A 22,712-nucleotide genomic window follows, 5' to 3' on the forward strand; every position below is an offset into this window, starting at 1 on the left:
CCCGCGCGGCGAGACGCTCGCGGCGTGTCCTGCACGCGCGGTGCGCCGGCTCGGGCGGGTGGGCTCCTGCGGCCGTCCGCAACCAGCCGGGCGCCGCGTGTGCCAGATCGGGCACGCTCGACGTTCTTCGGCGACGACTTCTGCCCGCTCGGCGATGTGCGCGCGGCAGGTCCTGCCCGGTCGGCGACGTGGTGCCCGGGCCCGGGCCCGAGCACGGGCCGACGTCGGAGGGGGCGGGTCAGCGTCGGACGGGGGAGGTGGGCACCGCGTCGAGCGTGAACACCGGGATGCTCGCGGTCACCGGGGCCGGTTCCACGGCTGCCGGGATCGTCACGCCCGCGGCGGCCAGGCGCGCCTCGGTCTCGTCCGCAGAGACCGGCTGTCCGACCGTGGCGTAGTGGCCGATCGGCACGACCGAGTGCACGACGTTGTTGCCGTACACGTGCACCAGGTTGTACGACTGGGCCCCGTCCCGCCCACGCGTTCCGCCCTGGAACTCGGTGAGGTCCTGCGTGTAGCACGTGGCGCTGGCCACCGAGACGGGGATGCCGGCGAACACGGCGCTCGTCGAGTAGTGCAGGTGTCCGGCGATGATCGCGATCACGTCGCTGCCCTCGACGACCTCGGCGAGGGCGTCCTGGTCGCGGAGCTCCACGAGCACGGCGAGGTCCTGCACGCTCGGCACCGGCGGGTGGTGCATGGCGAGGATCGTGCCGTGCGGCGCGGCCTCGGAGAGGACCTCGGCGAGCCAGTCGAGCTGCTCGGGGGAGACCTCGCCGTGGTGGGCACCGGGCACGCTCGTGTCGAGCGTGATGACCCGGAGCCCGTTCACGTCGTAGACGAAGTCCACGGGGCGATCCGTCGGTTGCAAGCCGAAGAGCTCCTGGCGGAACGCGCCACGCTCGTCGTGGTTGCCCATCGCCCAGATCACCTGGGCGCCGATGCGCTCGGCCGCCGGCTCGACGATCTGGCGGATCCGGGCGTACGCCCCGGCCTCGCCCTTGTCGGCCACGTCGCCGGTGACGACGATCGCCTCCGGCCGGGTACCCGACGCCTCGATGTCCGCGATGATCTCGCTGAGACGTGCTGCGGAGTCGACGTCGCCGTAGAGGTCGCCGTCACCCGCCACGAGGTGGGTGTCGCTGAGGTGGAGGAGGAAGTGGTTCGGCCTGGGGTGTTCGGCCGTCCGGCTGTCCATCGGTTTCTCATTCCGTTGGCGGGTGCGAGGTGCAACACAGTGCCACACCGTCCTGCACGAGTCCAGCACGCCGTTCTGAACCCGCGGTGAACGGCCACGGAGTGTCGGGCAAACGGAAGACCCCCATCGCGCGGTGCGCGATGGGGGTCTCCGGTCCAGCCGTGGATCAGTGGTCGCCGGGGCCGACCTGGGGAGCCGAGTGGCTGCCCGTCAGTTCCGGGCCGTGGTGCGCGGCGTGCGCGGCCTCGAGCTCGGCCTTCGTGACCGGCGCGATGCGGTCCTCGAAGAAGAAGCGCGAGACGTTCGCACGGAGCTTCTGCACCTGCGTGATCTTGCCCTGGGCGTTCGGGCGGATCATGAGCGGCTTGTACTCGTTGAACTGCAGGAGCTTCCAGCGCTCGTACTCGTCGAGCTGCTCGTGCACCTCGATGTACTCGCCGTGGGGGAGTCGGACGATACGGCCCGACTCGTAGCCGTGCAGGACGATCTCGCGGTCCTTCTTCTGCAGCGCGAGGCAGACGCGCTTCGTGATCCAGAAGGCGACGAACGGGCCGAGGACCGTCGTGGCCTGGATGACGTGGATCACGTGCTCGATCGACACCATGAAGTGCGTGGCGATGAGGTCCGACGAGGCCGCGAACATCAGGCTCAGGTAGAGCACGATGCCGGCGGCACCGATGCCGGTGCGGGTCGGGGCGTTGCGCGGACGGTCGGCGAGGTGGTGCTCACGCTTGTCGCCGGTCACCCAGCCCTCGAGGAACGGGTAGAGGAAGATCGCGAGGATCAGCCCGACCAGGACCGCGATGGGGGCGAGGATGTTGAACGACACGGTGTAGCCGAACCACACGACCTCCCAGTGCGGCGGCACCAGACGGAGCGCACCGTCGGCGAAGCCGATGTACCAGTCAGGCTGGGTACCGGCGGACACCGGGGACGGGTCGTACGGGCCGTAGTTCCAGATCGGGTTGATCGTGAACAGCGACGCGATGAGGGCGAGGATGCCCGCGACGATGAAGAAGAACCCACCGGCCTTCGCGGCGAACGCCGGGAGGATCGGGACACCGACGACGTTCTCGTTCGTCTTGCCCGGACCGGCGAACTGCGTGTGCTTGTTGATGACGACGAGCACGAGGTGGACACCGAGGACCGCCACGAGGATCGCCGGCAGCAGCAGGATGTGCAACGTGTACAGGCGGCCGACGATGTCGGTGCCCGGGAACTCGCCGCCGAACAGCAGGTAGGCGATCCAGACGCCGATCACCGGGACGCCCTCGATCATGCCGACGATGATGCGGAGACCGTTGCCGGAGAGCAGGTCGTCGGGGAGCGAGTAGCCCGTGAAGCCCTCACCCATGGCGAGGACCCAGAGGATGAAGCCGAAGACCCAGTTGAGCTCACGCGGCTTGCGGAACGCACCGGTGAAGAACACGCGGGCCATGTGCAGCATGATCGAGGCCACGAACAGCAGGGCTGCCCAGTGGTGGATCTGCCGGACGAAGAGACCGCCGCGGATGTCGAACGAGATGTTCAGCGTCGACTGGAGCGCGGTGGACATCTCGACGCCCTTGAGCGGGACGTACGAGCCGTTGTAGACGACCTCGGTCATCGACGCCTGGAAGAAGAACGTCAGGAACGTGCCGGAGAGCAGCACGACGACGAAGCTGTACAGGGCGACCTCGCCGAGCATGAAGCTCCAGTGGTCGGGGAAGATCTTGCGCCCGACCTCCTTCACCAGGCCCGAGATGCTCGTGCGCTCGTCGATGTAGTTGGCGACCCCGCCGATGATGCGGGATCCACGCTCCGGCGCGGCCTTGGCGGCCGACTCGGGGCGGGTGGTGGTTGTGCTGCTCATCAGCGTTCACGCTCCCAGAAGGACGGCCCGACCGGCTCGTGGAAGTCGCTCTTGGCGACCAGGTAGCCGTCGTCGTCGATCTCGATCGGAAGTTGGGGGAGGGGACGTGCGGCCGGTCCGAAGATGACGTCACAGTTGTTCGACACGTCGAACGTGGACTGGTGGCACGGGCACAGCAGGTGGTGCGTCTGCTGCTCGTAGAGCGCGACCGGGCAACCGACGTGGGTGCAGATCTTGGAGTACGCGACGATGCCGTCGTAGCCCCAGTTCTCACGGCCCTTGGCGGGGTTCAGGTCCTTGGGGTCGAGGCGCATGAGCAGGACGGAGGCCTTGGCCTTCTCCTCGAGCATGTGCTCCGAGTCGAGCATCCCGTCGGGGATGACGTGGAAGACCGAGCCGATCGTGACGTCGGACGCCTTGATCGGGAGACCGGTCGGGTCCTTGGTCAGGCGCATGCCCGACTTCCAGAACGTGTGGCGGAGCAGCTCGTTCGGGTCCTCGGCAGGGGCGAGGTCGCGGACCAGCACGATGCCGGGCAGCGGGAAGGCCGCCAGGGCGCCGATCATCGAGTTGCGGATCAGCTTGCGACGGCTGAACCCGGACTCCTTGTCGGCGAGCCGGAAGGCCTCGACCGCCTTCTCGCGGGTGGCGTCCGTGCCGCGGGTGCTGTGGCGGAGCTCGGAGATCTCGCGGTCGACCACGAGGGACTTCGACCAGTAGACGGCACCGAGACCGAGCGCGAGCAGGGCCAGGGCGATCGCCAGACCGAGCCAGAGGTTGCCGGTCCGGACGGTCCCGAAGTCCTCGGGGTCGATCGGGAAGGCCACGTAGGCGGCGATCGCGAGGACGCTGCCGACGATGGACAGGTAGAAGAACGTGGCGACCTGACGCTCGGCCAGGCGCTGCTTCTTCGGGTCGACGTCCGTGCGACGCGCGCGGTGCGGCGGCTCGCCCGGGTTCTCGAACGGGTCCGCGGGGACGACCGCGGTACCGGTCGCCGTGCTGGTCGTGCCGTGCTTCTCGACAGCCGAGGACGAGCTCAGTGTCTCGTCGCCGTGCTCTGCCATGGTGTTCCCTTCAGTGTCGTTCGACACGGACGATCAGTTGGACTTCGCGGTGAGCCAGACGGTCATCGCGACGACCGCGCCGAGCCCGAAGATCCAGATGAACAGACCCTCTGCCACCGGGCCGAGGGAGCCGAGGGCGAAGCCGCCGGGGGACTTGTTGTCCTGCACGTACTTGAGGTACGTGATGATGTCGGCCTTCTGCTCCGGGGTGAGGTTCAGGTCGTTGAACACCGGCATGTTCTGCGGGCCGGTGAGCATGGCCTCGTAGATGTGCTTGCCGGAGACCGTCTGCAGGTTCGGCGCGTACTTGCCCTCGGTCAGTGCGCCGCCGGCACCCGCCACGTTGTGGCACATGGCGCAGTTGATGCGGAAGAGCTCGGCGCCCTCTGCCGCGTCGCCCTTCTGGCCGTTGGTGAGCTCGGAGGACGGCACCGACGGGCCTGGGCCGAGCGACGCGACGTACTGCGCGAGCGCGTCGACCTGCTCGTCCGTGAACTGCGCCGGCTTCTCCTCGGCCTGCGGGCCCTGGGCGGCCATCGGCATGCGGCCGGTACCCACCTGGAAGTCGACCGACGCCGCACCCACACCGATGAGGGACGGGCCCTCGCTGGTGCCCTGCGCGGACAGACCGTGGCACGTGGCGCAGTTCGAGGCGAAGAGCTTCTGGCCCTCGTTCACCTGGGACTGGCTCGACGCGGCCACGGTGCTGGTGGTGCTGTCGTCGGCGTTCGCCGTGGAGCTGAACAGCGCGTACGCACCGCCGGTGGTCATGAGACCGACGACGATGAGCGACACGGTCGCCATCGGGGAACGGCGGCCCTTCTTGGACTTGCTTCTGTTGAACATGCGGTGGGGGCTATCCAGTTCCTACTTGAGAAGGTAGATGACGGCGAAGAGGCCGATCCAGACGACGTCGACGAAGTGCCAGTAGTACGACACGACGATCGCGGTGGTCGCTTCCTTGTGACCGAAGTTCTTGGCGGCGAAGCCGCGGCCCAGCGTCAGGAGGAAGGCGATGAGGCCGCCGGTGACGTGCAGACCGTGGAAGCCGGTCGTCATGTAGAAGGCGGAGCCGTAGGCGCTGGAGGAGAGCGTGATGCCCTCGTGCCAGAGGTTGGCGTACTCGAAGATCTGCCCGCAGACGAAGATCGCGCCCATGCAGTACGTGACGAAGAACCACTCCGTCATGCCCCACTTGGTCGGGTTCCAGCTCGTGCGGTGCACCTGGAAGCGCTCGGCGGCGAAGACCGCGAACTGGCAGGCGAAGCTGGACAGCACCAGGATGATCGTGTTCACCGTGGCGAACGGCACCTCGAGCTTCGACGTCTCGGTCGCCCAGAGCTCGGGCGAGGTGCTGCGCAGCGTGAAGTAGATCGCGAACAGGCCGGCGAAGAACATGACCTCGCTGCCCAGCCACACGATCGTCCCCACGGCAACGGCGTTCGGCCTGTTCAGGACCGGACCGCTGGCGGATCTGGAGAGAGGGGTGCTAGTCACGTCCTCCATTATGGCCGAAACCACTGACAGTGTTTTCGCAGGCGACTGGCGGGTCTTCCGAATTCACTACGATCGAGCCATGTCGCTCACACCCTCCTGGCCTTCGGTGATCAGCGCGCTCATGGCGCGCGAGGACCTCTCGATCAGCCAGTCCTCATGGGCCATGGAGGAGATCGTGCAGGGGCGCGCCACGGCCTCCCAGATCGCGGCGTTCGCCGTGGCTCTGCGGGCGAAGGGCGAGACCGTCGACGAGGTGGTGGGCTTCCGGGACGCGATCCTCGACGCCGCCGTCCCGCTCGACGTCGACCCGATGGCACTCGACATCGTGGGCACCGGCGGGGACGTGGTCGGCACCGTGAACGTCTCGACGATGGCGGCGATCGTCATCGCGGCGGCCGGCGTGCCGGTCGTCAAGCACGGCAACCGCGCCAGCTCGTCGAAGTCCGGATCGAGCGACGTGCTCGCCGCTCTCGGCCTCGACCTCACGATGGACGCCGCGCGTGTCGCGGAGACCTTCCGGCGTGTCGGGCTGACGTTCGCGTTCGCGAGCGCCTTCCACCCCGGGTTCGCCCACGCGGCGCCGGTCCGCCGCGAGATCGGCGTGCCGACGGTGTTCAACTTCCTCGGTCCGCTCGTGAACCCCGCCCGGTGCGAGGCGAACGCGGTCGGCGTCGCGCAGCTCGAGCTGGTACCGATCATCACGGGCGTGTTCCAGACCCGCGGGGCGACGGCGCTGGTGTTCCGCGGCGACGACGGCCTCGACGAACTCACCACGACGGGGCACTCGCACATCTGGGAGGTCACGGGTGGCCGCGTCATCGAGCACGACCTCGACCCGCGCGACCTCGGGATCGCCCGTGCCCGGACCGAGGACCTGCTCGGCGGCGACCCCGAGCACAACGCCGCCGTCGTGCACCGGGTGCTCGCGGGGGACACCGGACCGGTCCGGGACATCGTGCTGCTGAACGCCGCAGCCGGGCTGGTGTCGTTCCGGCTCGCCGAGGACCCGGAACAGGCGGACCGACCGATCCTGCAGCGCTTCCGCGAGCAGCTCGTCGTCGCAGCGGATGCGATCGACTCCGGCGCCGCAGCGCGCAAACTGGCCGACTGGGTGGGCGCGACCCCCGCCGACTGACCGCGCTCCGCACCGCAGTCGACCCGGACGGCGGCACCACGGTCGTCGGACGCACGCACAGGAGGCGCGGTGCCGGTCCGTCGGACCCGCACCGCGCCTCCAGGCGGACACCTCACACGCGCGTCAGCGCACGTCCTCGTCGACCCAGTCGAAGGTCTTCGTGACGGCCTTCTTCCAGAGGCGGATCTGGCGGTCCCGCTCGGCGTCGTCGAGCTGCGGCTCCCAGCGCCGGTCCTCCTGCCAGTTGGCACGGAGCTCGTCGAGGTTCGCCCAGAACCCGACGGCCAGGCCGGCGGCGTAGGCGGCACCGAGGGCGGTGGTCTCCGCGACGACCGGTCGGACGACCGGCACGTTGAGGATGTCCGCCTGGAACTGCATGAGCGCGTCGTTGGCGGTCATGCCGCCGTCGACCTTGAGCTCCGTCAGGTCCACGCCGGAGTCCGCGTTCACGGCGTCGAGGACCTCGCGGGTCTGCAGCGCCGTCGCCTCGAGGGCGGCACGGGCGATGTGGCCCTTGTTGACGTAGCGGGTCAGGCCGACGAGCGCACCGCGGGCGTCCGGACGCCAGTACGGCGCGAAGAGCCCCGAGAACGCCGGCACGAAGTACACGCCGCCGTTGTCCTCGACGGTCTTCGCGAGCGCCTCGACCTCGGGCGCGCTGCCGATGATGCCGAGGTTGTCGCGGAGCCACTGGATGAGCGAACCCGTGACGGCGATCGATCCCTCGAGGGCGTAGTGCGTCTCCTGGTCGCCGAGCTTGTAGCCGACGGTGGTGAGCAGGCCGTTCTCCGACCGGACGATCTCCGTGCCCGTGTTGAAGATGAGGAAGTTGCCGGTGCCGTAGGTGTTCTTCGACTCGCCCTGGTCGAACGCCGCCTGACCGAACGTCGCGGCCTGCTGGTCGCCCAGGATGCCGGCGATCGGGACCTCGCGGAGGAGGCTCGACGACTCGACGTGGCCGTAGACCTCCGAGGAGCTGACGATCTCGGGGAGCATCGCCTTCGGAACGCCGAAGTCCGCGAGGATGTCGTCGCGCCACTGCAGCGTCTCGAGGTCCATGAACAGCGTGCGCGAGGCGTTCGTGACGTCGGTCTTGTGCACGCCGCCGTCGGTGCCGCCGGTCAGGTTCCAGAGGACCCAGGTGTCGGTGGTGCCGAAGAGCAGGTCGCCCGCCTCGGCCTTCTCGCGTGCACCCTCGACGTTCTCGAGGATCCAGGCGATCTTGGTGCCGGCGAAGTACGTGGCGAGGGGGAGGCCCACGATCGCCTTGTAGCGGTCGGTGTCGCCGTCGGCCAGCTTGTCGACGATCGACTGGGTGCGGGTGTCCTGCCAAACGATGGCGTTGTAGACGGCCTTGCCGGTGTTCTTGTCCCAGACCACCGCGGTCTCGCGCTGGTTCGTGATGCCGACCGCCGCGACGTCGTGGCGGGTGATGTCGGCGCGGGACAGTGCCTGGCCGATGACCTCACGGGTGTTGTCCCAGATCTCCGCCGGGTCGTGCTCGACCCATCCGGCGCGCGGGAAGATCTGCTCGTGCTCCTTCTGTCCGACGGAGATGATCGAGCCGGAGTGGTCGAAGACGATCGCTCGGGTGGAGGTCGTGCCCTGGTCGATGGCGACGATGTAGTCGGCCATTGGTGCTCCTTTGCGGGTTCGTTCGGTGTGGGGGATCAGACGAGGGGGAGGAGTGCGTACGACAGGCCCGCGGCGAGTGCGCCACCGACGAGCGGGCCGACGACCGGCACCCATGCGTACGACCAGTCGCTCGTGCCCTTGCCCTTGATCGGCAGGAGGGCGTGCGCGATGCGCGGACCGAGGTCACGGGCCGGGTTGATGGCGTAGCCGGTCGGGCCACCGAGGGAGACACCGATCGCGATCACGAGGAAGGCGACGGGGATCGCGCCGAGCTCGGCCGGGGTCTTGCCGTTCGTGAACGCGATGACGACGAACACGAGGACGAACGTGCCGATGATCTCGGTGACGAGGTTCCAGCCGTAGGAGCGGATGGCCGGGCCGGTGGAGAAGACACCGAGCTTGGCGGCGGCGTCGGGTTCCTCGTCGAAGTGCTGCTTGTACGCCAGCCAGACGATCACGGCGCCGATGATCGCTCCGATGAGCTGCGCGAGCCAGAACAGCAGCATCGCACCGACGGTGATGTTGCCGAGGATGGCCTGCGCGAGGCTCACGGCGGGGTTGAGCTGACCGCCGGACTTGTACGACACGGTGACACCGGCGAAGACCGCGAAGCCCCAGCCGATCGTGACCATGAGGAAGCCGGCGCCGAAGCCCTTGGACTTCGTGAGGGAGACGGCGGCGACGACGCCACCACCGAGGATGATGAGCATCGCCGTGCCGACGAGCTCGGAGAGGAACTTGACGCCGATGTCTTCCATCGGAGACCTCCTGTGCTGTGAGAGGGGGTCCGGCGTGCTGATCCGGCACTCCCCGTCGAGTGATTGGCCCGAGCATACTGACGCGCATCGAGCCGGTGCGAGTGGATGGTGAGCGAACGGCGGGAAAGTGCACGAACGTGCAGGTGCGGTGTCCCCGCGGGGTCCCCGACCCGACGCGGGCGCCGCGGATGGATGCACGAACGTGCACCGCGGGGGAACGGGCGGCCGTTGTAGATTGGCGGCACTCCGGTCGACGACGCACGGTGTGCAGGGTGCGGCCGGTCCGACACGACAGTGGAGGCTCCGCATGAAGAAGCTCATCAACGACCCGCAGGCCGTGGTCACCGAGACCGTCCGTGGCTTCGCCCGCGCACACGCCGACCACGTCGTCCTGGTCGAGGACCCGATCCACCTGCACCGCGCGGACGCCCCGGTGCCGGGCAAGGTCGGCATCGTCAGCGGCGGCGGCAGCGGCCACGAGCCCCTGCACGCCGGGTTCGTCGGGTACGGGATGCTCGACGCCGCCGTCCCCGGCCCGGTGTTCACCAGCCCGACCCCGGACCCGATCGTCGCCGCCACCAAGGCCGTCGACGGGGGAGCGGGCGTGCTCCACATCGTGAAGAACTACACCGGCGACGTCCTCAACTTCGAGACGGCCGCCGAGCTCGCGGCGATGGACGACGTGCGCGTCGAGGCCGTGGTGGTCGACGACGACGTCGCCGTGCAGGACTCCCTCTACACGGCGGGCCGACGCGGTGTGGCCGGCACGGTCGTCGTCGAGAAGTGCGCCGGCGCGGCCGCTCAGCGCGGCGACGACCTCGACACGGTGGCCGCGGTCGCCCGGCACGTCAACGAGGTCACCCGATCGATGGGCCTGGCGCTGTCCTCGGGCACGGTGCCGCACGCGGGAGAGCCCTCGTTCACGCTGGCCGACGACGAGGTCGAGCTCGGCATCGGCATCCACGGCGAGCCCGGCCGTGAGCGCATCGCGATGGCCTCGGCCGACGAACTCGTCGACCGCGTCCTCGAACCCGTCCTCACCGACCTCGACGCTCCTGCGGGGTCGAAGCTGCTGCTGCTCGTGAACGGCATGGGCGGCACGCCGCTCTCCGAGCTCTACATCGTCTACCGACGCGCCGCCGAGGTGCTCACCGACCGCGGCCACGAGGTCGCGCGTAGCCTCGTGGGGGACTACGTCACGTCCCTCGAGATGCAGGGGTTCTCGCTCACCGTCACGGTGCTCGACGACGACCTCACCGCGCTCTGGGACGCTCCGGTGGAGACCCCGGCCCTGCGCTGGGGCCGCTGACCCACCGCACACACCGAGGAAGGGACATCCATTGGCGCTCGACACCGCATGGGCAATCGACTGGGTCCGTCGCACCGCCGCGACGATCGACGACCACCGGGCGGAGCTCGTCACGCTCGACCGCGAGATCGGCGACGGCGACCACGGCGAGAACCTCGACCGCGGCTTCCGGGCGGTGCTCGAGGCCGTCGACGGCGGGTCCTTCGAGACCCCGGGCGCGGTCCTCAAGGTCGTCGCGACGAAGCTCATCTCGACGGTGGGCGGTGCGGCCGGTCCGCTCTTCGGCACCGCGTACCTGAAGGCCGCGCAGGCGGCCGGCGACGCCGCCGAGCTGGACGCGCAGACCCTGGTCGCCGTGTTGGCCGCCGCGCGGGACGGCATCGTGTCACGCGGCAAGGCCGAGGTCGGCGACAAGACCATGGTCGACGCGTGGTCGCCCGCGGTGGACGCCGCTCGGGCAGCGGCCGAGGCCGGAGACGCACCCGAGCAGGTCCTCGCCGCTGCGGCCGACGCCGCCGCCGAGGGTGCCGCCTCGACCGACCCGCTCGTCGCACGGAAGGGCCGCGCCAGCTACCTCGGTGACCGCGCCGTCGGACACCGCGATCCGGGGGCGCAGTCCTCGGCCTACGTCCTGCGCGCCGCGGTGGACGCCGCGTGAGCGTCGGGGTCCTGGTCGTCTCGCACAGTGCGGCGATCGCCAGCGGCACGGTCGAGCTCGCCCGGCAGATGGCGGCCGACGTACCGATGGTGGCCGCCGGTGGAACGGACGACGGCGGCATCGGCACGTCGTTCGAGGCGATCACCGCGGGGATCGAGGAGCTCTCGTCGGCGGACGCCGTCGTCGTGCTCTGCGACCTCGGCTCGGCCTACCTGACGACCGGCACGGCGCTCGACTTCCACGACGACGACGTCAGGGCGCGCGTGCACGTCTCGCAGGCACCGCTCGTCGAGGGTGCGGTCGCGGCGGCCGTCGCAGCGCAGACCGGCGGCGACGTGGACGCGGTGCTGGCCGCCGCGGCCAGCGCCGCGGGGTCCGCAGCCGACGCGGACGACGCGAGCAGCGCCTCCCGTCCGGCCGACGACCCGACCGGAGGCGCGGTGCCGGACGCGCAGACCGGCCCGGTCAACGACGGGGCCGTCTCGACGACCGTCGAGCTCGTCAACGAGAGCGGGCTGCACGCCCGTCCGGCGGCCGAGTTCGTGAAGGCGGCCGCGAAGCACGAGGCCTCGGTCCGGGTGAACGGGGTCGACGCGAAGAGCCTGCTCGCGATCATGGCGCTCGCGCTGCCGAAGGGCGCGCACGTGACGATCGAGGCGACCGGCCCGGACGCACAGGGCGCAGTCGACACGCTCGCCGACCTCGTGCGGTCCGGCTTCGGGGAGTGACCCGGGTGTGACGACGGACCGATCCGGCGGGCGGCCGGGTCGGACCCGTCGGACCGGTCGGATCAGGGCGCGGCGAACTCCTGCACGCCGGTGACCCGGAGCAGGTCGAGCTTCGCCGCGTCCTCGCTGCCCGGCACCGCGGTGTAGACGACGATGCGCAGGTCGCTGCCGGGGACGCTCAGCACGTCGCAGTCGATCTCGATCGGCCCGACCGGGCTGTGCACGACCTTCCGACTCGTCCGGTGCTCGGCGATCCTGCCGCCGTGCCAGCGGCGCTCGAACTCCGGCGACTCGCGGCGGAGCCGGGCGACCAGGTCAGCCAGCCGTCGGTCGGCCGGGTAGCGGCCCACGGCGGAACGCAGGTCGGCCACCAGGTCGCTCGAGAAGTCCTCCTGGTGGGTGTCGTCCCACTCGACGCCGTCGTGCCCCTGGGTGAAGTGGCGCCACACGAGGTTGCCCTCGATGCCGGTCCACCGCCCGGGGTCGCCCGACACCGCGGCCCAGAGGTCGTTCCACAGCACGATGTCGTGCGCGGCCGTGAACACCGCGAGGGGCACGTCCCCCAACCGGTCGACCATGCGCTGGACACCCGGTGGCACGTGCCGCGGCACGATCCCGCGCGACGGCACCGCCGCGCCGCCGACCCGGTACAGGTGGTCGCGCTCGGCCTCCGTCAGCCGGAGGGCCGTGGCGAGGGCGCCGAGCATCTGCGGGGACGGGTTCGTGGCGCGGCCCTGCTCCAACCGGACGACGTAGTCGACACTCACCCCGGCGAGCGCCGCCAGTTCCTCGCGCCGGAGTCCGGCGGTCCGCCGACCCGGTCCGGCCGGCAACCCGACCTCCGCCGGGCGGACCCGGTCCCGCCAGGCGCGCAGCACCTCCGCGAACTCGCTCATGCCCCCATCATCACCCCGGACGCGGCGGCGTTCCTGGTACTGCCGGTCCCACCGTCGTCGGGTGCCTGGGAGTCCCGCGTCGGCCCGGGCATCGTGGACGGCATGACCACCACACTCATCACCGGGGCGGGCCGCGGCCTGGGCCTCGAGACCGCCCGCCGCCTCGTCGAGGCCGGCCACACCGTCTACGCCGGACTCCGCGACCCCGGCGCCGGCGACGGCGTCCGTGCACTCGGTGCCCACGTCGTGCAGCTCGACGTCGCCGACCAGGCGAGCGTCGACGCGGCGATCGCCTCGCTGCCCGAGCTCGACGTCCTCGTGAACAACGCCGGGGTCCTCGGCACCTCGTTCGGCGTGGACGACCTCGACGCCGCCGCGATGGCCGCCGTCCTCGACACGAACGTCGTCGGGGTGGTGCGGGTGACGCAGGCGGCGCTGCCGCTGCTCCGGGCTTCGTCGAACCCGGTCGTCGTGAACGTCGCCTCCGGCGTGGGGTTCGCCCGCTGGCTGACCACCCCCGGGCACGACGAGTACCCGGTGGCCGCCGTGCCCTACGCGGCGTCGAAGGCGGCGCTCATCGCGCTGACCGTGCAGTACGCGAAGAACCTGCCGGAGTTCCGGGTGAACGCGAGCGACCCGGGCTACACCGCCACCGAGTTCAACGGGTACGGCGGGCACCAGACCATGACCGAGGGCACCGACGCGACCGTGGCGCTCGCGACGATCGGGGCGGATGGTCCGACGGGGGAGTTCCACGACCGGACCGGGCGCATCGAGTACTGACCCGTCGGAGGGTGCGGGGTGCAGGGCGCGTGGCGGGATCGCCACGCGCCCTCCGTCCGTCCGCCGCTCGCTGCCCGCCGGGGTCGGCCGCCCGTCGGGCGGCCGCGCGTCGGGCGGCCGCGGCCGTGCGCGTCGAAGCCGCAGAACGCGGAGCCGACCGCGTGCCCAGGGTCACCGGAGTTGCGTCCCCGCTGACACCGACGTCGACCGGACCCGAGGAGGACACCATGACCGATCAGGACGGGCGAGAGCCCCGCCGCGACGCATCGCCCCTCCCGGGCGACCGGGACGACGCGACCACGGGGTCCGGCGACGCCCGCGCCGTGGCAGCCGACCGCGGCCCGACCCAGCGCGAGAGCGTGCTGGACCGCGAGCGCGAGGAGTTCGGCGGCATCAAGTGGGGGTCGGCCTTCTTCGGGTGGTTGACCGCCACCGGTACGGCGGTCCTGCTGACCGCGGTCCTCGGTGCCGTCGGCGCCGGGGTCGGACTGGGCGCGAACGGCGGCGACGCCGGCGCCGCGGCCGACGCTGCGAGCGGCAACGCGGACGTGGTCGGCATCGTCGGCGCGATCGCCCTCGCCGTGGTGCTGTTCGTCGCCTACTTCTGCGGCGGCTACGTCGCCGGTCGGATGGCCCGCTTCGCCGGACTGAAGCAGGGCGTCGCCGTCTGGATCTGGGCGCTCGTCATCGCGGTCGTGGTGGCGATCGTCACCGCGGTCGCCGGATCGCAGTTCAACGTCCTCGGCACGCTCAACGGCTTCCCCCGGATCCCGATCGACGAGGGCACGCTCACCGTCACCGGGATCGTCACGGCGGTCGTCGTCGCCGTCATCAGCCTGGTCGGCGCGATCCTCGGCGGCATCGCCGGGATGCGCTACCACCGCAAGGTCGACCGGGTCGGTCTCGGCCGCTGAGCCGGACCCTCCGACCGACCCACCACCTCACCCGAACAGGAGTCACCATGATCGACAACAGCACCGTGAACAGCCTCTTCGACGCCCGCGTCCAGGACCCGGACGGCGACAAGATCGGCACCGTCAAGCAGGTCTACCTCGACGACAACGACGGCCGTCCGCTCTTCGTGAGCGTCGCGACCGGACTCTTCGGCACCTCGGAGTCCTTCGTGCCGCTCGAGGGCGCCGACCTCGTCGGTGACGAGCTGCACGTCCGGTACGCGAAGGAGCAGGTCAAGGACGCGCCGCGGATCGAGGCCGACGGCGCGCTGAGCGAGGACGAGCAGGACACGCTGTTCCGCCACTACGGTCTGGCCGGGCACACGTCCGGCACGACCGGCGGCACGACCCTCGGGTCGGACGACACGGAGGGCGTCGGCACGGTCGACGGATCCGCCGCCGGCGTCGGTGGCGCCGACTTCTCCGGCCTCGACGGCGATGTCCGCCGCGACGACACCCTCGACCGGGACACCGTCGGTCGCGACACCTCCGGCCCGACCACGGACGACGCGATGACCCGCTCGGAGCAGCGCCTCGACGTCGGCACGGAGCGCGTGCAGACCGGCAAGGCGCGGCTGCGCAAGTACGTCGTCACCGAGCAGCAGGAGGTGACGGTGCCGGTGCAGCACGAGGAGGTCCGACTCGAGCGCGAGCCGATCACCGACGCGAACGTCGGTGCGGCGACCAGCGGTCCCGACCTGTCCGAGGAGGAGCACGAGGTGACCCTGAGCGAGGAGCGCGTGGTCGTCGACAAGGAGACCGTGCCGGTCGAGCGTGTCCGGCTGGACACCGAGACGGTCACCGAGCAGGAGCACGTCACCGAGGACGTCGCGCACGAGGAGATCACGCTCGACGAGGACGGCGACGGCCGCACCCGTCGCTGACGCGACCACCTGACGGACGGGAGGCGCGTGGCGGATCCGCCACGCGCCTCCCGTCCGTCGTCGGTCGCCCTCAGGGCGCCGTGTCGACCACCGACGTCGTCACCGACGTCGAGTCGGTCACGGTCCCGGCGGGCAGGGTGCGGGTGGCCTTCCCGACCAGGGAGCGGGTCCCGATGAAGTCGCCGGTGGTCGGGTCGACGACGACCTCGGTGTACGCGTCCTCGCGGCCGGCCTCGGTGCGGCCGATGCCGACGCCCTTCCGGCCGTCCAGTGTGACCGCGTCGTGCGTGACCGTCGCACCGGGGATCCGCGCGAGGACCCGGTACATGGCGCTGCGGAGGTCGGCCGGGACCATGCCGGTGGCGAGCCGGTCGGTGATGAGCACCGTCATCGCCTCCTCGTGGCTGACCGAGCCGGAGGCGTGCGCGGACACCCAGTCGTAGAGCGCATCGGGGTCGCGGGGCATCGTGGCGAGGTCCGCCGGAGTCCAAGGGTCCCCGTAGAAGGCGCCGTCGCGGGCCCGGAAGGTACCGGTCGGGTAGCCGTTCGAGGGGTCGGCCTTCCACGCCGCCTCGACCTCGGCCGCTCGCTCCGCCGGGAAGTACGCGGTGGGCGCGCCGGAGGTGCGGACGAGGGTCCACTCGGCGCTCGGGTCCGCCGGGCGCCAGACCGTCAGCGAGTACGGCACGAGCGCCGAGGAGTCCTCGGTGAAGAACGCCTGGCTCTGCTCCTGCACCTCGACCTCGAGGTACTGGCCCGGGCCGACGACCGGGTCGCTCGTGTGCTGCGTCGCGTCGGCCGCCCGCCGGAACAGCTCGGCGGCGGTGGCGGCCTGCGGAGCGGACCCGACCACCGGGACGTGCTCGCTGGCCCCGGTCAGGTCACCGGCGATCAGGACGGTCGCGAGTGCGGTCACGGCGACGACGGTGCCGACCGCGCCGATCGTCCAGCGGGACCGGACGTGGCGACGGCCAACGGTGCGGGCGAGCACCTCGCGGCGGATCGGTGCGACGGCGTCGTGGAGGGCGGCGCCCTCGGGCGGTGGGACGGTGATCATGAGGTCTGCTCCATCCCCTGCGCCGCTCGGCTGGAACGGAGCCGGGCGCGGGATCGTTGGATGCGCTTGCGCGCGTTGGCGGGGGAGAGGCCGAGCATGGCGGCGGCCTCGTCGTACGACCGGTCCTGCAGCAGGCAGAGCTCACAGAGCTCACGGTCAGGGGAGTCGAGCGCAGCGATCTCCTCGCGGACCCACCGCAGCTGCTGCACGGCCTCGTCGTGCGCGACCTGGCGGTACCAGGCCTCGTCGGCACCGCTGTGCTCGTCGAGCTCGTCCACCCGGTGCGTCCGGCGCTGCCGGTTGGCGTTCATGGCGACGTACCGCGCCGTGGTCAGCAGCCACGGCAGCGCCGAGCTCCCGACGATGCTGACGTCCTTCCGCCGCCGCCACGCGACGACGAAGGTCTCCTGCACGACGTCGTCGACGTCCGAACGCTGGTCGGCGAGTCCCCAGGCGTAGCGGAAGACCGCTCGCGTGTGCCGGTCCAGCAGCGTCGTGTACGCAGCCGCGTCGCCGCGAGCGATCGCCGCGACGAGGTCGACGTCCGTGGTCGTGGTCGTGGTCGTGGTTCCGTCCGGGATGGAGCCCGGCCCCCTCGGTCTGTTCACTGTTGCCTCCGATCATGGGGTGTCGGCGGCGGAGCACGTGTGACAAACCGGTGCGTGTCCGTCCGGCGTCGACCCCGTTCTGTCAGGATCGGGGCATGCGCGCAGTCCGGTACGAGCAGTTCGGGTCCGTCCCCGCGATCGTGGAGCTCCCGACCCCGGAGCCCCCTGCCGACGGCGTCGTCGTCACCGTCCGCGCCACCGGGGTCTGCCGGAGCGACTGGCACGCGTGGAAGGGGCACGACGACTCCGTGCACCTGCCGCACGTCCCCGGACACGAGTTCGCCGGGGTCGTCGCCGCCGTCGGGCGGGACGTGAGCGTCGTGACTGCGGGGGACCGGGTCACCGCGCCGTTCGTCTTCGCGTGCGGGACGTGCGAGCAGTGTCGCGCAGGTGCGACGCAGGTGTGCACCCGGCAGGAACAGCCCGGCTTCACGCTGCCCGGGTCGTGGGCAGAGTCCGTCGTGGTGCCGCACGCCGACGTCAACCTCGTGCCGCTGCCCGACGGCGTGGACTTCGCAGAGGCTGCGGGGCTCGGCTGCCGGTTCGGCACGGCGTACCACGCGCTGCATGCTCGCGGACGGGTCGCTGCAGGGGAGTGGGTCGTGGTCTTCGGGTGCGGCGGCGTCGGCCTGTCGGTGGTCATCGTCGCGATCGCAGCCGGCGCGCACGTGGTCGCGGTCGACGTGTCGACTGCCGCCCTGGCCCGCGCTGCCGAGCTCGGCGCGACGACCGTGCCGATGGACGAGCACGCGGTCGGAGCGGTGCGCTCGGTGACGGGCGGCGGCGCGCACCTGTCCGTCGACGCGTTCGGCAGCCGGGCCACCTCGGTCGCCGCGGTGGCCTCGCTCCGTCCGCGCGGACGACACGTGCAGGTCGGGCTGCTGCTCGACGACGAGGCCGCGCCGGCGATCCCGATGGGCCGGGTGATCGCGGACGAGCTCGAGCTGCTCGGCAGCCACGGCATCTCCGTCGGTGAGTACGCCGCGATGCTCGACGACGTCGTCACTGGCCGACTGCGTCCGGCGGAGTCGATCGGTCGCACGGTGGCGTTCGAGGACCTGCCGGGGGAGCTCGTCGCGATGGACGGGCCGCCGCGGTCGGCGGGGATGACGGTCGCGGTGCTGTGACGACGCCGTCCGGCGGGATGCGGGAGCGCTCGCCGATGCGAGTTGACATAAGAGCGGATGATCGCAGCGATCATTCGCTGGTAGCCGGTAGCCCTGCTAAACCGGTGGCTAGCCGTCGCAGTCTCCGCGGAGCGGGTCGTCGGGTATTCAGGTGAGGTTCACGCGCTGAAGTCCGGTGCTGGTCATGATGGCCAGGTGGAGGCCGACTGAGGCCACAAAACTTGCAAGGTCTTGCCCCGGGTGGGTAGGGAGAACCACAGTGGACCGGGCGGGGGGAGGGGTGATGTGGCGAGAATAATCAAGGAGTTGCGCAATCGCCATGCGGACATCTTCGCGGGTCGAGTTTCCTTTCACTTCGAACAGTTCTCGGTCCTCGTCGACCCAGGTGTCAGTGTAAAGTCGAGCGCTTTGTCCCTCTATCCGGATCTCTATCCTCGATCCGACCTTTCCGTTCTCGCCTAGCCAATCGATCAGCCTGTCCTCCAGGATACGTTCCCGGCGGGTACTCCCTGAGTCCTCGATGCCCGAGCGCGTGGACATGAGCGTGTTACTAGCCTCAGGTGGGATGACGCGGGTCCGAGTTTCCGTCGCGGGCGACTCGGCGATGGGATGAGCGTCGGCCGCAGGCAGGTCCTCGGAGTCGACCCGGTGGAGTGTGAATACGAACATCGGGCGTAGCTCTTTCTTTCTGAAACCGGGGCCCGTTTCCACCCGATAAGGCGCCGTCTCGTCGACCGCGAATTGTCCAAGATATTCATGAATGCGCGCCTGAGAGCCGGGCATTTTCCCAACGGCAATGAACAGGTGCACTTCGCGGCCCGTATCCACCGAGTCGGCGAGTATCTTATTGCGCCGGGTGAGGGCTTGAGGGCCGTCGGAACCCTCACCGGTGTAATAGAAAGTGCGGTCGGTTGCATCTGCCCAGCCGTCAAACGCGTACCCATACAGGGCGCCTGCGTCCGGGTCGGAGAAGAGGAATATGTGCTGGCCGCCCGCGGGAGTGAGCATCCCGCCTTGGATGCCGCCGCCGAAGCGAGAATTTAGTTCCTTGCGGGTCACCCGGTCGCCAGCATGCACTGTTAAGGCTGGATCGGACAGATGAAGGATCGTCATGAGTGCACCGTACTAGACCAGGGGCCATCGCCGTCCTATTAGGAGCCACGGAGAGGCGTTGACGCCCCGCTTTCCGTACCGGCGGAAGCTCACGCGTAGCGCTAGGTCATACCAGGGTGAATTCCTCATCCGCGCGGTGCGACGGGAGCCCAGTGAAAGACGCTCTTACCTATCTGTCCGCACAACCGGCGCGATCCTGCTTGCGCTCCCTCTCACGATTGAGCTACTGGCGGACTCGGCGCTCGGTTCGCAGCCCAGCGCCGCGTGGACACGGAACGGCGAGCGGGCCTTCGCCGGTCAGCATCCTGACATAATATGCATTATCGGCGCTCGTTCTGGCGCCCCAGAAGGGGCCGTACTGGCTCAGCGCGCGCTGTCGCTCCGCGGTGACGGGAACGCGGCGTCTGGCCGCAACCCGAATGCAGCCAGACCCGACATCGTCCCGACCAGATCGTCGGGCACCAGATGAGTACACCAGTGACCGCTGCGCCGTGCGACACCCACAACGTGGGGAGAACGCGCGTTCTCCGGCCGTCTGGCTGGTCCGCCAGTGCCGTCGGCCCATGTCCATCTACTTGCTCTCCATCGGCATCGGCTTCCAGTGCGTGTCGAGTGTGGTCCGCGGAGACCTCGGCGTCCTCCCGGAGGTGTTCCTCGCGCTGCAGGTCATGGTCCTCGCGGTGGTCGTGCCGCCTGGTTGACTCGGGGCATGCCCGCGGTCGACGTCCTGAACCTGGTCCTCGGGTCGGTGTTCCTGCTCTGGGGTGTGGCGCTCGTGGTGTTCTGCGACCCATTCACCCGCGGGGCGCGTCGCATGCAGGCGTTCCTCTTCGGTGAGCTCGGTCGGAAGACCGCTGCGCCGTTCTCCCCCGGGCTGACCGTCGCGTGCGGGAGCGTCTTCGCGCTCTTCGGCGGGTTCGTACTCGTGCGGCTCCTGCTCGGCGACCCGCTCGTGCCCGCCTTCCCGGGCTGAGTCGAGCCCGCCGGAACGTGACGGGTCGTCATCCGGCCGGCAGCGGCACTTCGGCCTCGGGGAGCATGCGCGTCATCCGCACGACGGATGGCCCCGCGCCGAGCCCCCGCCAGGCTCGACCCATGCACAACGAACGAACGACGAGCGGGGGCACGGTCCCCGAACTCGTCGTGCACGACGATGCGGTCCGTGCGAACACCGCCTGGTTCGCCGCACGCACCGGTGGTCGTCTCATGGCCGTCCTCAAGGCCGACTCCTTCGGGCACGGATCCGTCGCCCGCTCCGTGGTCGAGGCAGGGGCCGCCGCGATCGGCGTCACGAGCGTGACCGAGGCCCTCGCCGTCCGCGAGGTGGTCCCGGACGTCCCGGTCCTCAGCTGGCTGAACCCACTCGACGCCGACTTCGAGAGCGCCGTCCGCGCCGAGGTCGACCTCGCGGTCTCCGGACCCGAGCTGCTCGACGCCGTCAGTCGTGCCGCCGCTCGGGTGGGACGCCCAGCCCGGATCCACCTGCACGTCGACCTCGGTATGTCGCGGGACGGTGCATCGCCGGCGACGTGGCCGGCGCTGTGCGAGACCGCCGAGATGCTCGAACGGCACGGCACCGTCCGCGTGGTCGGCGTGATGGGACACATGTCCTGCGCGGACCGCCCGGAGGACCCGCAGAACGACCGGGAGCGCCTGCTCTTCGCCAACGCCGTCCGGACCGCACGACGGCGTGGCCTCACGCGGTTCACCGCGCACCTCGCGGCGACCGCGGCGACCATCACCGGCGTCGGTGCCGGTCACGGACTCCACCGGATCGGCGCGGGACTCTTCGGCATCGACCCGTCGTCCACCTCCGACGCGCTGCAGCCGACGCTCTCGCTGACCGCCCCGGTCGTCGGGAGCCGCACCGTCCCGGCAGGAACGGGGATCGGGTACGGGCACGATCACGTCGCGGACCGGGCGACGAACCTCGCGCTCCTCCCCCTCGGGTACGCCGACGGGCTGCCGCGCGCGGCGTCCGAGCGCGCCGAGGTGCAGGTGCGCGGACGCCGCCGCCCGGTCGTCGGCCGGTTCTCGATGGACATGATCGTCGTCGACACCGGTGCGGACCGTCTGCACCTGGGTGAGACGGTGACCCTGTTCGGCCGCGGGACCGCGGGTGAGCCCACCGTCGCCGACTGGGCCCGGTGGGCCGGGACGATCGAGCACGAGATCGTCACCCGGGTCGGCACCCGCGTCGCCCGCGTGCACCGGACCGCGACCACCACCGGAAGCGGGCCGACCGTGGCGACACCCACGACCACCACCACGTCCCACCGACCGGAGGCCGTCCGTGCCTGAACGCAACTCCCCCCGCCGCGTCGCCGTGATCGGCGGCGGCGCCAACGACGAGCACGAGGTCTCCCTCGCCTCCGCGGCCGCCGTCACCCGGGCGCTCCGCTCGCTCGGCGACGAGGCCGTGCCGCTGACCGTGTCGCGTGACGGCGGATGGCGGCACACCGACGGTGGGGCGCTCTCCCCCGCCGGAGCCGTCGCCGTCCTCACCGGGTGCGACGCCGCGTTCCCCGTCCTGCACGGCGTGCACGGCGAGGACGGTGCCGTCGCCGGACTGCTCACGATGATCGGGGTGCCGAACATCGGGTCCCCGGTGCGCGCGGGCGCACTCGGCATGGACAAGTGGGTGACGAAGACGATCGCCGAGGCGCTGGGGATCCGGACCGCCCCGGGCGCCCTGCTGCGAGTCGGCGAGCCGATCGGCGCACCGCCGGTCCCCCTGCCCGCGGTCGTGAAGCCCGCGACGGGCGGTTCGAGCAACGGCGTGACCGTCGTCCGTCAAGCGGCGGACTACGCGGATGCCGTCGACGTCGCGCGATCGGCCGGCGAGGACGTCGTCGTCGAGGGGTTCGTCACCGGGAGGGAGGTCGACATCGCCGTCCACCGCGACCCGGACGGTCACCTGTGCCACGGCGCGACGCTGGAGATCGGTGTGGCGGACGGCGCCGTCTTCGACCGCGACCAGAAGTACGACGGCAGCGCGGACTTCACGGTGCCCGCCCGCCTCGACGACGACGACCACGCGGCGCTGGTCGACGCCGCGACCACGCTCTACGCAGCGCTCGGTTGCGCGGGGGTCGCTCGGTTCGACTTCTTCGTCACCGCGGACGGCGTCGTGCTCAACGAGGTGAACACCGCGCCCGGGTTCACCGAGCAGTCGCAGGTCCCCCGGATGTACGAGGCGACCGGGACGAGCTACGCGGCCCTGGTGGACACGCTCGTCTCGGTCGCGCTCGTCGGTCGGTCAGGAGGCTGACGGGCTCTCGTCGCCGGTGGGGACGTCGTCGGCGTCGATCTCGAGCGCGGCTTGCTCGTCGCCGTGCTCCTCGAGGTCCGAGCGGTCCGTGTCGGGCTGCTCCGGAGCGTCGGCCTGGGTGGTCTCTTCTGCGGGGTCTGGCTGGCTGTAGGTCATGGCGCGGACGCTACGCGCGTCCTCCTG

The 22,712-nt window shown here is 70.7% G+C and carries 24 protein-coding genes; 12 read left to right on the forward strand and 12 right to left on the reverse strand.

Translation table 11 applies throughout. From position 1 onward, the window contains the following. Window positions 1-238: 238 nt before the first annotated feature. The 5 genes from ACY3FI_RS08110 to ctaE all read right to left on the reverse strand — a co-directional run bounded on the left by ACY3FI_RS08110 (window position 239) and on the right by ctaE (window position 5,623). Window positions 239-1,198 carry a phosphodiesterase gene (locus ACY3FI_RS08110; RefSeq protein WP_462550274.1) on the reverse strand — a complete coding sequence of 320 codons (960 nt, stop codon included), beginning with the start codon at window positions 1,196-1,198 and terminating at the stop codon, window positions 239-241. Between the two features lie 166 nt (window positions 1,199-1,364). Continuing rightward, a complete protein-coding gene (gene qcrB, locus ACY3FI_RS08115; protein WP_462550275.1) occupies window positions 1,365-3,050 on the reverse strand; it encodes a cytochrome bc1 complex cytochrome b subunit in 1,686 nt (561 codons plus the stop codon). After that, entirely contained in the window at window positions 3,050-4,117 is a 1,068-nt protein-coding gene (gene qcrA / locus ACY3FI_RS08120; protein WP_462550276.1) for a cytochrome bc1 complex Rieske iron-sulfur subunit, read from the reverse strand. Before qcrA ends, qcrB begins: the two co-directional genes overlap by 1 nt. A 33-nt stretch (window positions 4,118-4,150) precedes the next feature. Next, entirely contained in the window at window positions 4,151-4,963 is an 813-nt protein-coding gene (gene qcrC / locus ACY3FI_RS08125; protein ID WP_462550277.1) for a cytochrome bc1 complex diheme cytochrome c subunit, read from the reverse strand. A 21-nt stretch (window positions 4,964-4,984) separates the two neighbouring features. Then, window positions 4,985-5,623, reverse strand: a complete 639-nt coding sequence (ctaE, locus tag ACY3FI_RS08130) for an aa3-type cytochrome oxidase subunit III (RefSeq protein ID WP_462550278.1) — start codon at window positions 5,621-5,623, stop codon at window positions 4,985-4,987. Between the two features lie 70 nt (window positions 5,624-5,693). Here ctaE and trpD point away from each other — a divergent pair, with 70 nt between their 5' ends. Next, complete coding sequence (gene trpD, locus ACY3FI_RS08135) at window positions 5,694-6,749, forward strand: anthranilate phosphoribosyltransferase (RefSeq protein ID WP_462550279.1); 1,056 nt, start codon at window positions 5,694-5,696, stop codon at window positions 6,747-6,749. A gap of 123 nt (window positions 6,750-6,872) precedes the next feature. Here trpD and glpK read toward each other — a convergent pair whose 3' ends face one another. Both glpK and ACY3FI_RS08145 read right to left on the reverse strand, forming a co-directional pair. Further along, the gene (gene glpK, locus ACY3FI_RS08140) at window positions 6,873-8,384 is read right to left on the reverse strand and encodes a glycerol kinase GlpK (protein WP_462550280.1); all 1,512 of its coding nucleotides are present in this window, start codon (window positions 8,382-8,384) and stop codon (window positions 6,873-6,875) included. 35 nt (window positions 8,385-8,419) lie between these two features. After that, window positions 8,420-9,142, reverse strand: a complete 723-nt coding sequence (locus ACY3FI_RS08145; protein WP_462550281.1) for an MIP/aquaporin family protein — start codon at window positions 9,140-9,142, stop codon at window positions 8,420-8,422. A gap of 307 nt (window positions 9,143-9,449) precedes the next feature. Between ACY3FI_RS08145 and dhaK the strand changes: the two genes are divergently transcribed. The 3 genes from dhaK to dhaM are packed head-to-tail and all read left to right on the forward strand — an operon-like array spanning window position 9,450 to window position 11,837. Then, entirely contained in the window at window positions 9,450-10,451 is a 1,002-nt protein-coding gene (dhaK, locus tag ACY3FI_RS08150) for a dihydroxyacetone kinase subunit DhaK (RefSeq protein WP_462550282.1), read from the forward strand. A gap of 31 nt (window positions 10,452-10,482) precedes the next feature. Continuing rightward, window positions 10,483-11,109 carry a dihydroxyacetone kinase subunit DhaL gene (gene dhaL / locus ACY3FI_RS08155; protein WP_462550283.1) on the forward strand — a complete coding sequence of 209 codons (627 nt, stop codon included), beginning with the start codon at window positions 10,483-10,485 and terminating at the stop codon, window positions 11,107-11,109. After that, complete coding sequence (dhaM, locus tag ACY3FI_RS08160; RefSeq protein WP_462550284.1) at window positions 11,106-11,837, forward strand: dihydroxyacetone kinase phosphoryl donor subunit DhaM; 732 nt, start codon at window positions 11,106-11,108, stop codon at window positions 11,835-11,837. Before dhaL ends, dhaM begins: the two co-directional genes overlap by 4 nt. A gap of 62 nt (window positions 11,838-11,899) precedes the next feature. On the opposite strand, the gene ACY3FI_RS08165 is transcribed toward dhaM, so the two are convergent. After that, entirely contained in the window at window positions 11,900-12,733 is an 834-nt protein-coding gene (locus ACY3FI_RS08165; RefSeq protein WP_462550285.1) for a helix-turn-helix transcriptional regulator, read from the reverse strand. A gap of 102 nt (window positions 12,734-12,835) precedes the next feature. On the opposite strand from ACY3FI_RS08165, the gene ACY3FI_RS08170 reads away from it, so the two are divergent. From ACY3FI_RS08170 to ACY3FI_RS08180, 3 genes are all read left to right on the forward strand, one after another. Continuing rightward, window positions 12,836-13,516, forward strand: coding sequence for an SDR family NAD(P)-dependent oxidoreductase (locus ACY3FI_RS08170; protein ID WP_462550286.1), 681 nt, complete (start codon window positions 12,836-12,838; stop codon window positions 13,514-13,516). 227 nt (window positions 13,517-13,743) lie between these two features. Beyond that, on the forward strand, window positions 13,744-14,430 hold the full coding sequence (locus ACY3FI_RS08175) for a hypothetical protein (protein ID WP_462550287.1): 687 nt from the start codon (window positions 13,744-13,746) through the stop codon (window positions 14,428-14,430). 47 nt (window positions 14,431-14,477) lie between these two features. After that, entirely contained in the window at window positions 14,478-15,353 is an 876-nt protein-coding gene (locus ACY3FI_RS08180; protein WP_462550288.1) for a DUF2382 domain-containing protein, read from the forward strand. Between the two features lie 70 nt (window positions 15,354-15,423). On the opposite strand, the gene ACY3FI_RS08185 is transcribed toward ACY3FI_RS08180, so the two are convergent. Both ACY3FI_RS08185 and ACY3FI_RS08190 read right to left on the reverse strand, forming a co-directional pair. Then, entirely contained in the window at window positions 15,424-16,410 is a 987-nt protein-coding gene (locus tag ACY3FI_RS08185) for a CU044_5270 family protein (protein ID WP_462550289.1), read from the reverse strand. Continuing rightward, window positions 16,407-17,018, reverse strand: coding sequence for an RNA polymerase sigma factor (locus ACY3FI_RS08190; protein ID WP_462550290.1), 612 nt, complete (start codon window positions 17,016-17,018; stop codon window positions 16,407-16,409). Before ACY3FI_RS08190 ends, ACY3FI_RS08185 begins: the two co-directional genes overlap by 4 nt. Window positions 17,019-17,113: 95 nt before the next feature. Here ACY3FI_RS08190 and ACY3FI_RS08195 point away from each other — a divergent pair, with 95 nt between their 5' ends. Next, window positions 17,114-18,145, forward strand: coding sequence for an alcohol dehydrogenase catalytic domain-containing protein (locus tag ACY3FI_RS08195; protein ID WP_462550291.1), 1,032 nt, complete (start codon window positions 17,114-17,116; stop codon window positions 18,143-18,145). 147 nt (window positions 18,146-18,292) lie between these two features. Here the strand turns inward: ACY3FI_RS08195 and ACY3FI_RS08200 are convergent, their stop codons facing one another. Further along, window positions 18,293-19,258 (reverse strand): SRA domain-containing endonuclease, encoded by a 966-nt coding sequence (locus ACY3FI_RS08200; RefSeq protein ID WP_462550292.1) that lies wholly within the window; start codon window positions 19,256-19,258, stop codon window positions 18,293-18,295. Window positions 19,259-19,821: 563 nt separating this feature from the next. Here ACY3FI_RS08200 and ACY3FI_RS08205 point away from each other — a divergent pair. The 4 genes from ACY3FI_RS08205 to ACY3FI_RS08220 all read left to right on the forward strand — a co-directional run bounded on the left by ACY3FI_RS08205 (window position 19,822) and on the right by ACY3FI_RS08220 (window position 22,529). Next, window positions 19,822-19,959 carry a hypothetical protein gene (locus ACY3FI_RS08205; protein ID WP_462550293.1) on the forward strand — a complete coding sequence of 46 codons (138 nt, stop codon included), beginning with the start codon at window positions 19,822-19,824 and terminating at the stop codon, window positions 19,957-19,959. Window positions 19,960-19,967: 8 nt separating this feature from the next. Then, window positions 19,968-20,231: a hypothetical protein gene (locus ACY3FI_RS08210; RefSeq protein ID WP_462550294.1), complete on the forward strand. Its 264-nt coding sequence runs from the start codon at window positions 19,968-19,970 to the stop codon at window positions 20,229-20,231. A 122-nt stretch (window positions 20,232-20,353) separates the two neighbouring features. After that, the gene (alr, locus tag ACY3FI_RS08215; RefSeq protein ID WP_462550295.1) at window positions 20,354-21,559 is read left to right on the forward strand and encodes an alanine racemase; all 1,206 of its coding nucleotides are present in this window, start codon (window positions 20,354-20,356) and stop codon (window positions 21,557-21,559) included. Then, a complete protein-coding gene (locus ACY3FI_RS08220; RefSeq protein WP_462550296.1) occupies window positions 21,552-22,529 on the forward strand; it encodes a D-alanine--D-alanine ligase family protein in 978 nt (325 codons plus the stop codon). The genes alr and ACY3FI_RS08220 overlap by 8 nt, the downstream gene beginning before the upstream one ends. Here the strand turns inward: ACY3FI_RS08220 and ACY3FI_RS08225 are convergent. Next, window positions 22,518-22,685, reverse strand: a complete 168-nt coding sequence (locus ACY3FI_RS08225; protein WP_462550297.1) for a hypothetical protein — start codon at window positions 22,683-22,685, stop codon at window positions 22,518-22,520. The genes ACY3FI_RS08220 and ACY3FI_RS08225 overlap by 12 nt on opposite strands. Between the last annotated feature and the right edge of the window lie 27 nt (window positions 22,686-22,712).

The organism is Curtobacterium sp. RM9 (assembly GCF_054956955.1).

Excerpts from the sequence above, each read along its gene's own strand:
- dhaK (WP_462550282.1), top strand. The coding sequence starts at position 9,450 with ATGAAGAAGCTCATCAACGACCCGCAGGCCGTGGTCACCGAGACCGTC.
- ACY3FI_RS08195 (WP_462550291.1), top strand. The coding sequence starts at position 17,114 with ATGCGCGCAGTCCGGTACGAGCAGTTCGGGTCCGTCCCCGCGATCGTG.
- ACY3FI_RS08165 (WP_462550285.1), bottom strand. The coding sequence starts at position 12,733 with ATGAGCGAGTTCGCGGAGGTGCTGCGCGCCTGGCGGGACCGGGTCCGC.
- qcrC (WP_462550277.1), bottom strand. The coding sequence starts at position 4,963 with ATGTTCAACAGAAGCAAGTCCAAGAAGGGCCGCCGTTCCCCGATGGCG.
- qcrB (WP_462550275.1), bottom strand. The coding sequence starts at position 3,050 with ATGAGCAGCACAACCACCACCCGCCCCGAGTCGGCCGCCAAGGCCGCG.
- qcrA (WP_462550276.1), bottom strand. The coding sequence starts at position 4,117 with ATGGCAGAGCACGGCGACGAGACACTGAGCTCGTCCTCGGCTGTCGAG.
- ACY3FI_RS08145 (WP_462550281.1), bottom strand. The coding sequence starts at position 9,142 with ATGGAAGACATCGGCGTCAAGTTCCTCTCCGAGCTCGTCGGCACGGCG.
- ACY3FI_RS08170 (WP_462550286.1), top strand. The coding sequence starts at position 12,836 with ATGACCACCACACTCATCACCGGGGCGGGCCGCGGCCTGGGCCTCGAG.
- ACY3FI_RS08210 (WP_462550294.1), top strand. The coding sequence starts at position 19,968 with ATGCCCGCGGTCGACGTCCTGAACCTGGTCCTCGGGTCGGTGTTCCTG.
- glpK (WP_462550280.1), bottom strand. The coding sequence starts at position 8,384 with ATGGCCGACTACATCGTCGCCATCGACCAGGGCACGACCTCCACCCGA.
- ACY3FI_RS08205 (WP_462550293.1), top strand. The coding sequence starts at position 19,822 with ATGTCCATCTACTTGCTCTCCATCGGCATCGGCTTCCAGTGCGTGTCG.
- ACY3FI_RS08200 (WP_462550292.1), bottom strand. The coding sequence starts at position 19,258 with ATGACGATCCTTCATCTGTCCGATCCAGCCTTAACAGTGCATGCTGGC.
- ACY3FI_RS08225 (WP_462550297.1), bottom strand. The coding sequence starts at position 22,685 with ATGACCTACAGCCAGCCAGACCCCGCAGAAGAGACCACCCAGGCCGAC.
- ACY3FI_RS08175 (WP_462550287.1), top strand. The coding sequence starts at position 13,744 with ATGACCGATCAGGACGGGCGAGAGCCCCGCCGCGACGCATCGCCCCTC.
- alr (WP_462550295.1), top strand. The coding sequence starts at position 20,354 with ATGCACAACGAACGAACGACGAGCGGGGGCACGGTCCCCGAACTCGTC.
- ACY3FI_RS08110 (WP_462550274.1), bottom strand. The coding sequence starts at position 1,198 with ATGGACAGCCGGACGGCCGAACACCCCAGGCCGAACCACTTCCTCCTC.
- ctaE (WP_462550278.1), bottom strand. The coding sequence starts at position 5,623 with ATGGAGGACGTGACTAGCACCCCTCTCTCCAGATCCGCCAGCGGTCCG.
- ACY3FI_RS08185 (WP_462550289.1), bottom strand. The coding sequence starts at position 16,410 with ATGATCACCGTCCCACCGCCCGAGGGCGCCGCCCTCCACGACGCCGTC.
- ACY3FI_RS08180 (WP_462550288.1), top strand. The coding sequence starts at position 14,478 with ATGATCGACAACAGCACCGTGAACAGCCTCTTCGACGCCCGCGTCCAG.
- trpD (WP_462550279.1), top strand. The coding sequence starts at position 5,694 with ATGTCGCTCACACCCTCCTGGCCTTCGGTGATCAGCGCGCTCATGGCG.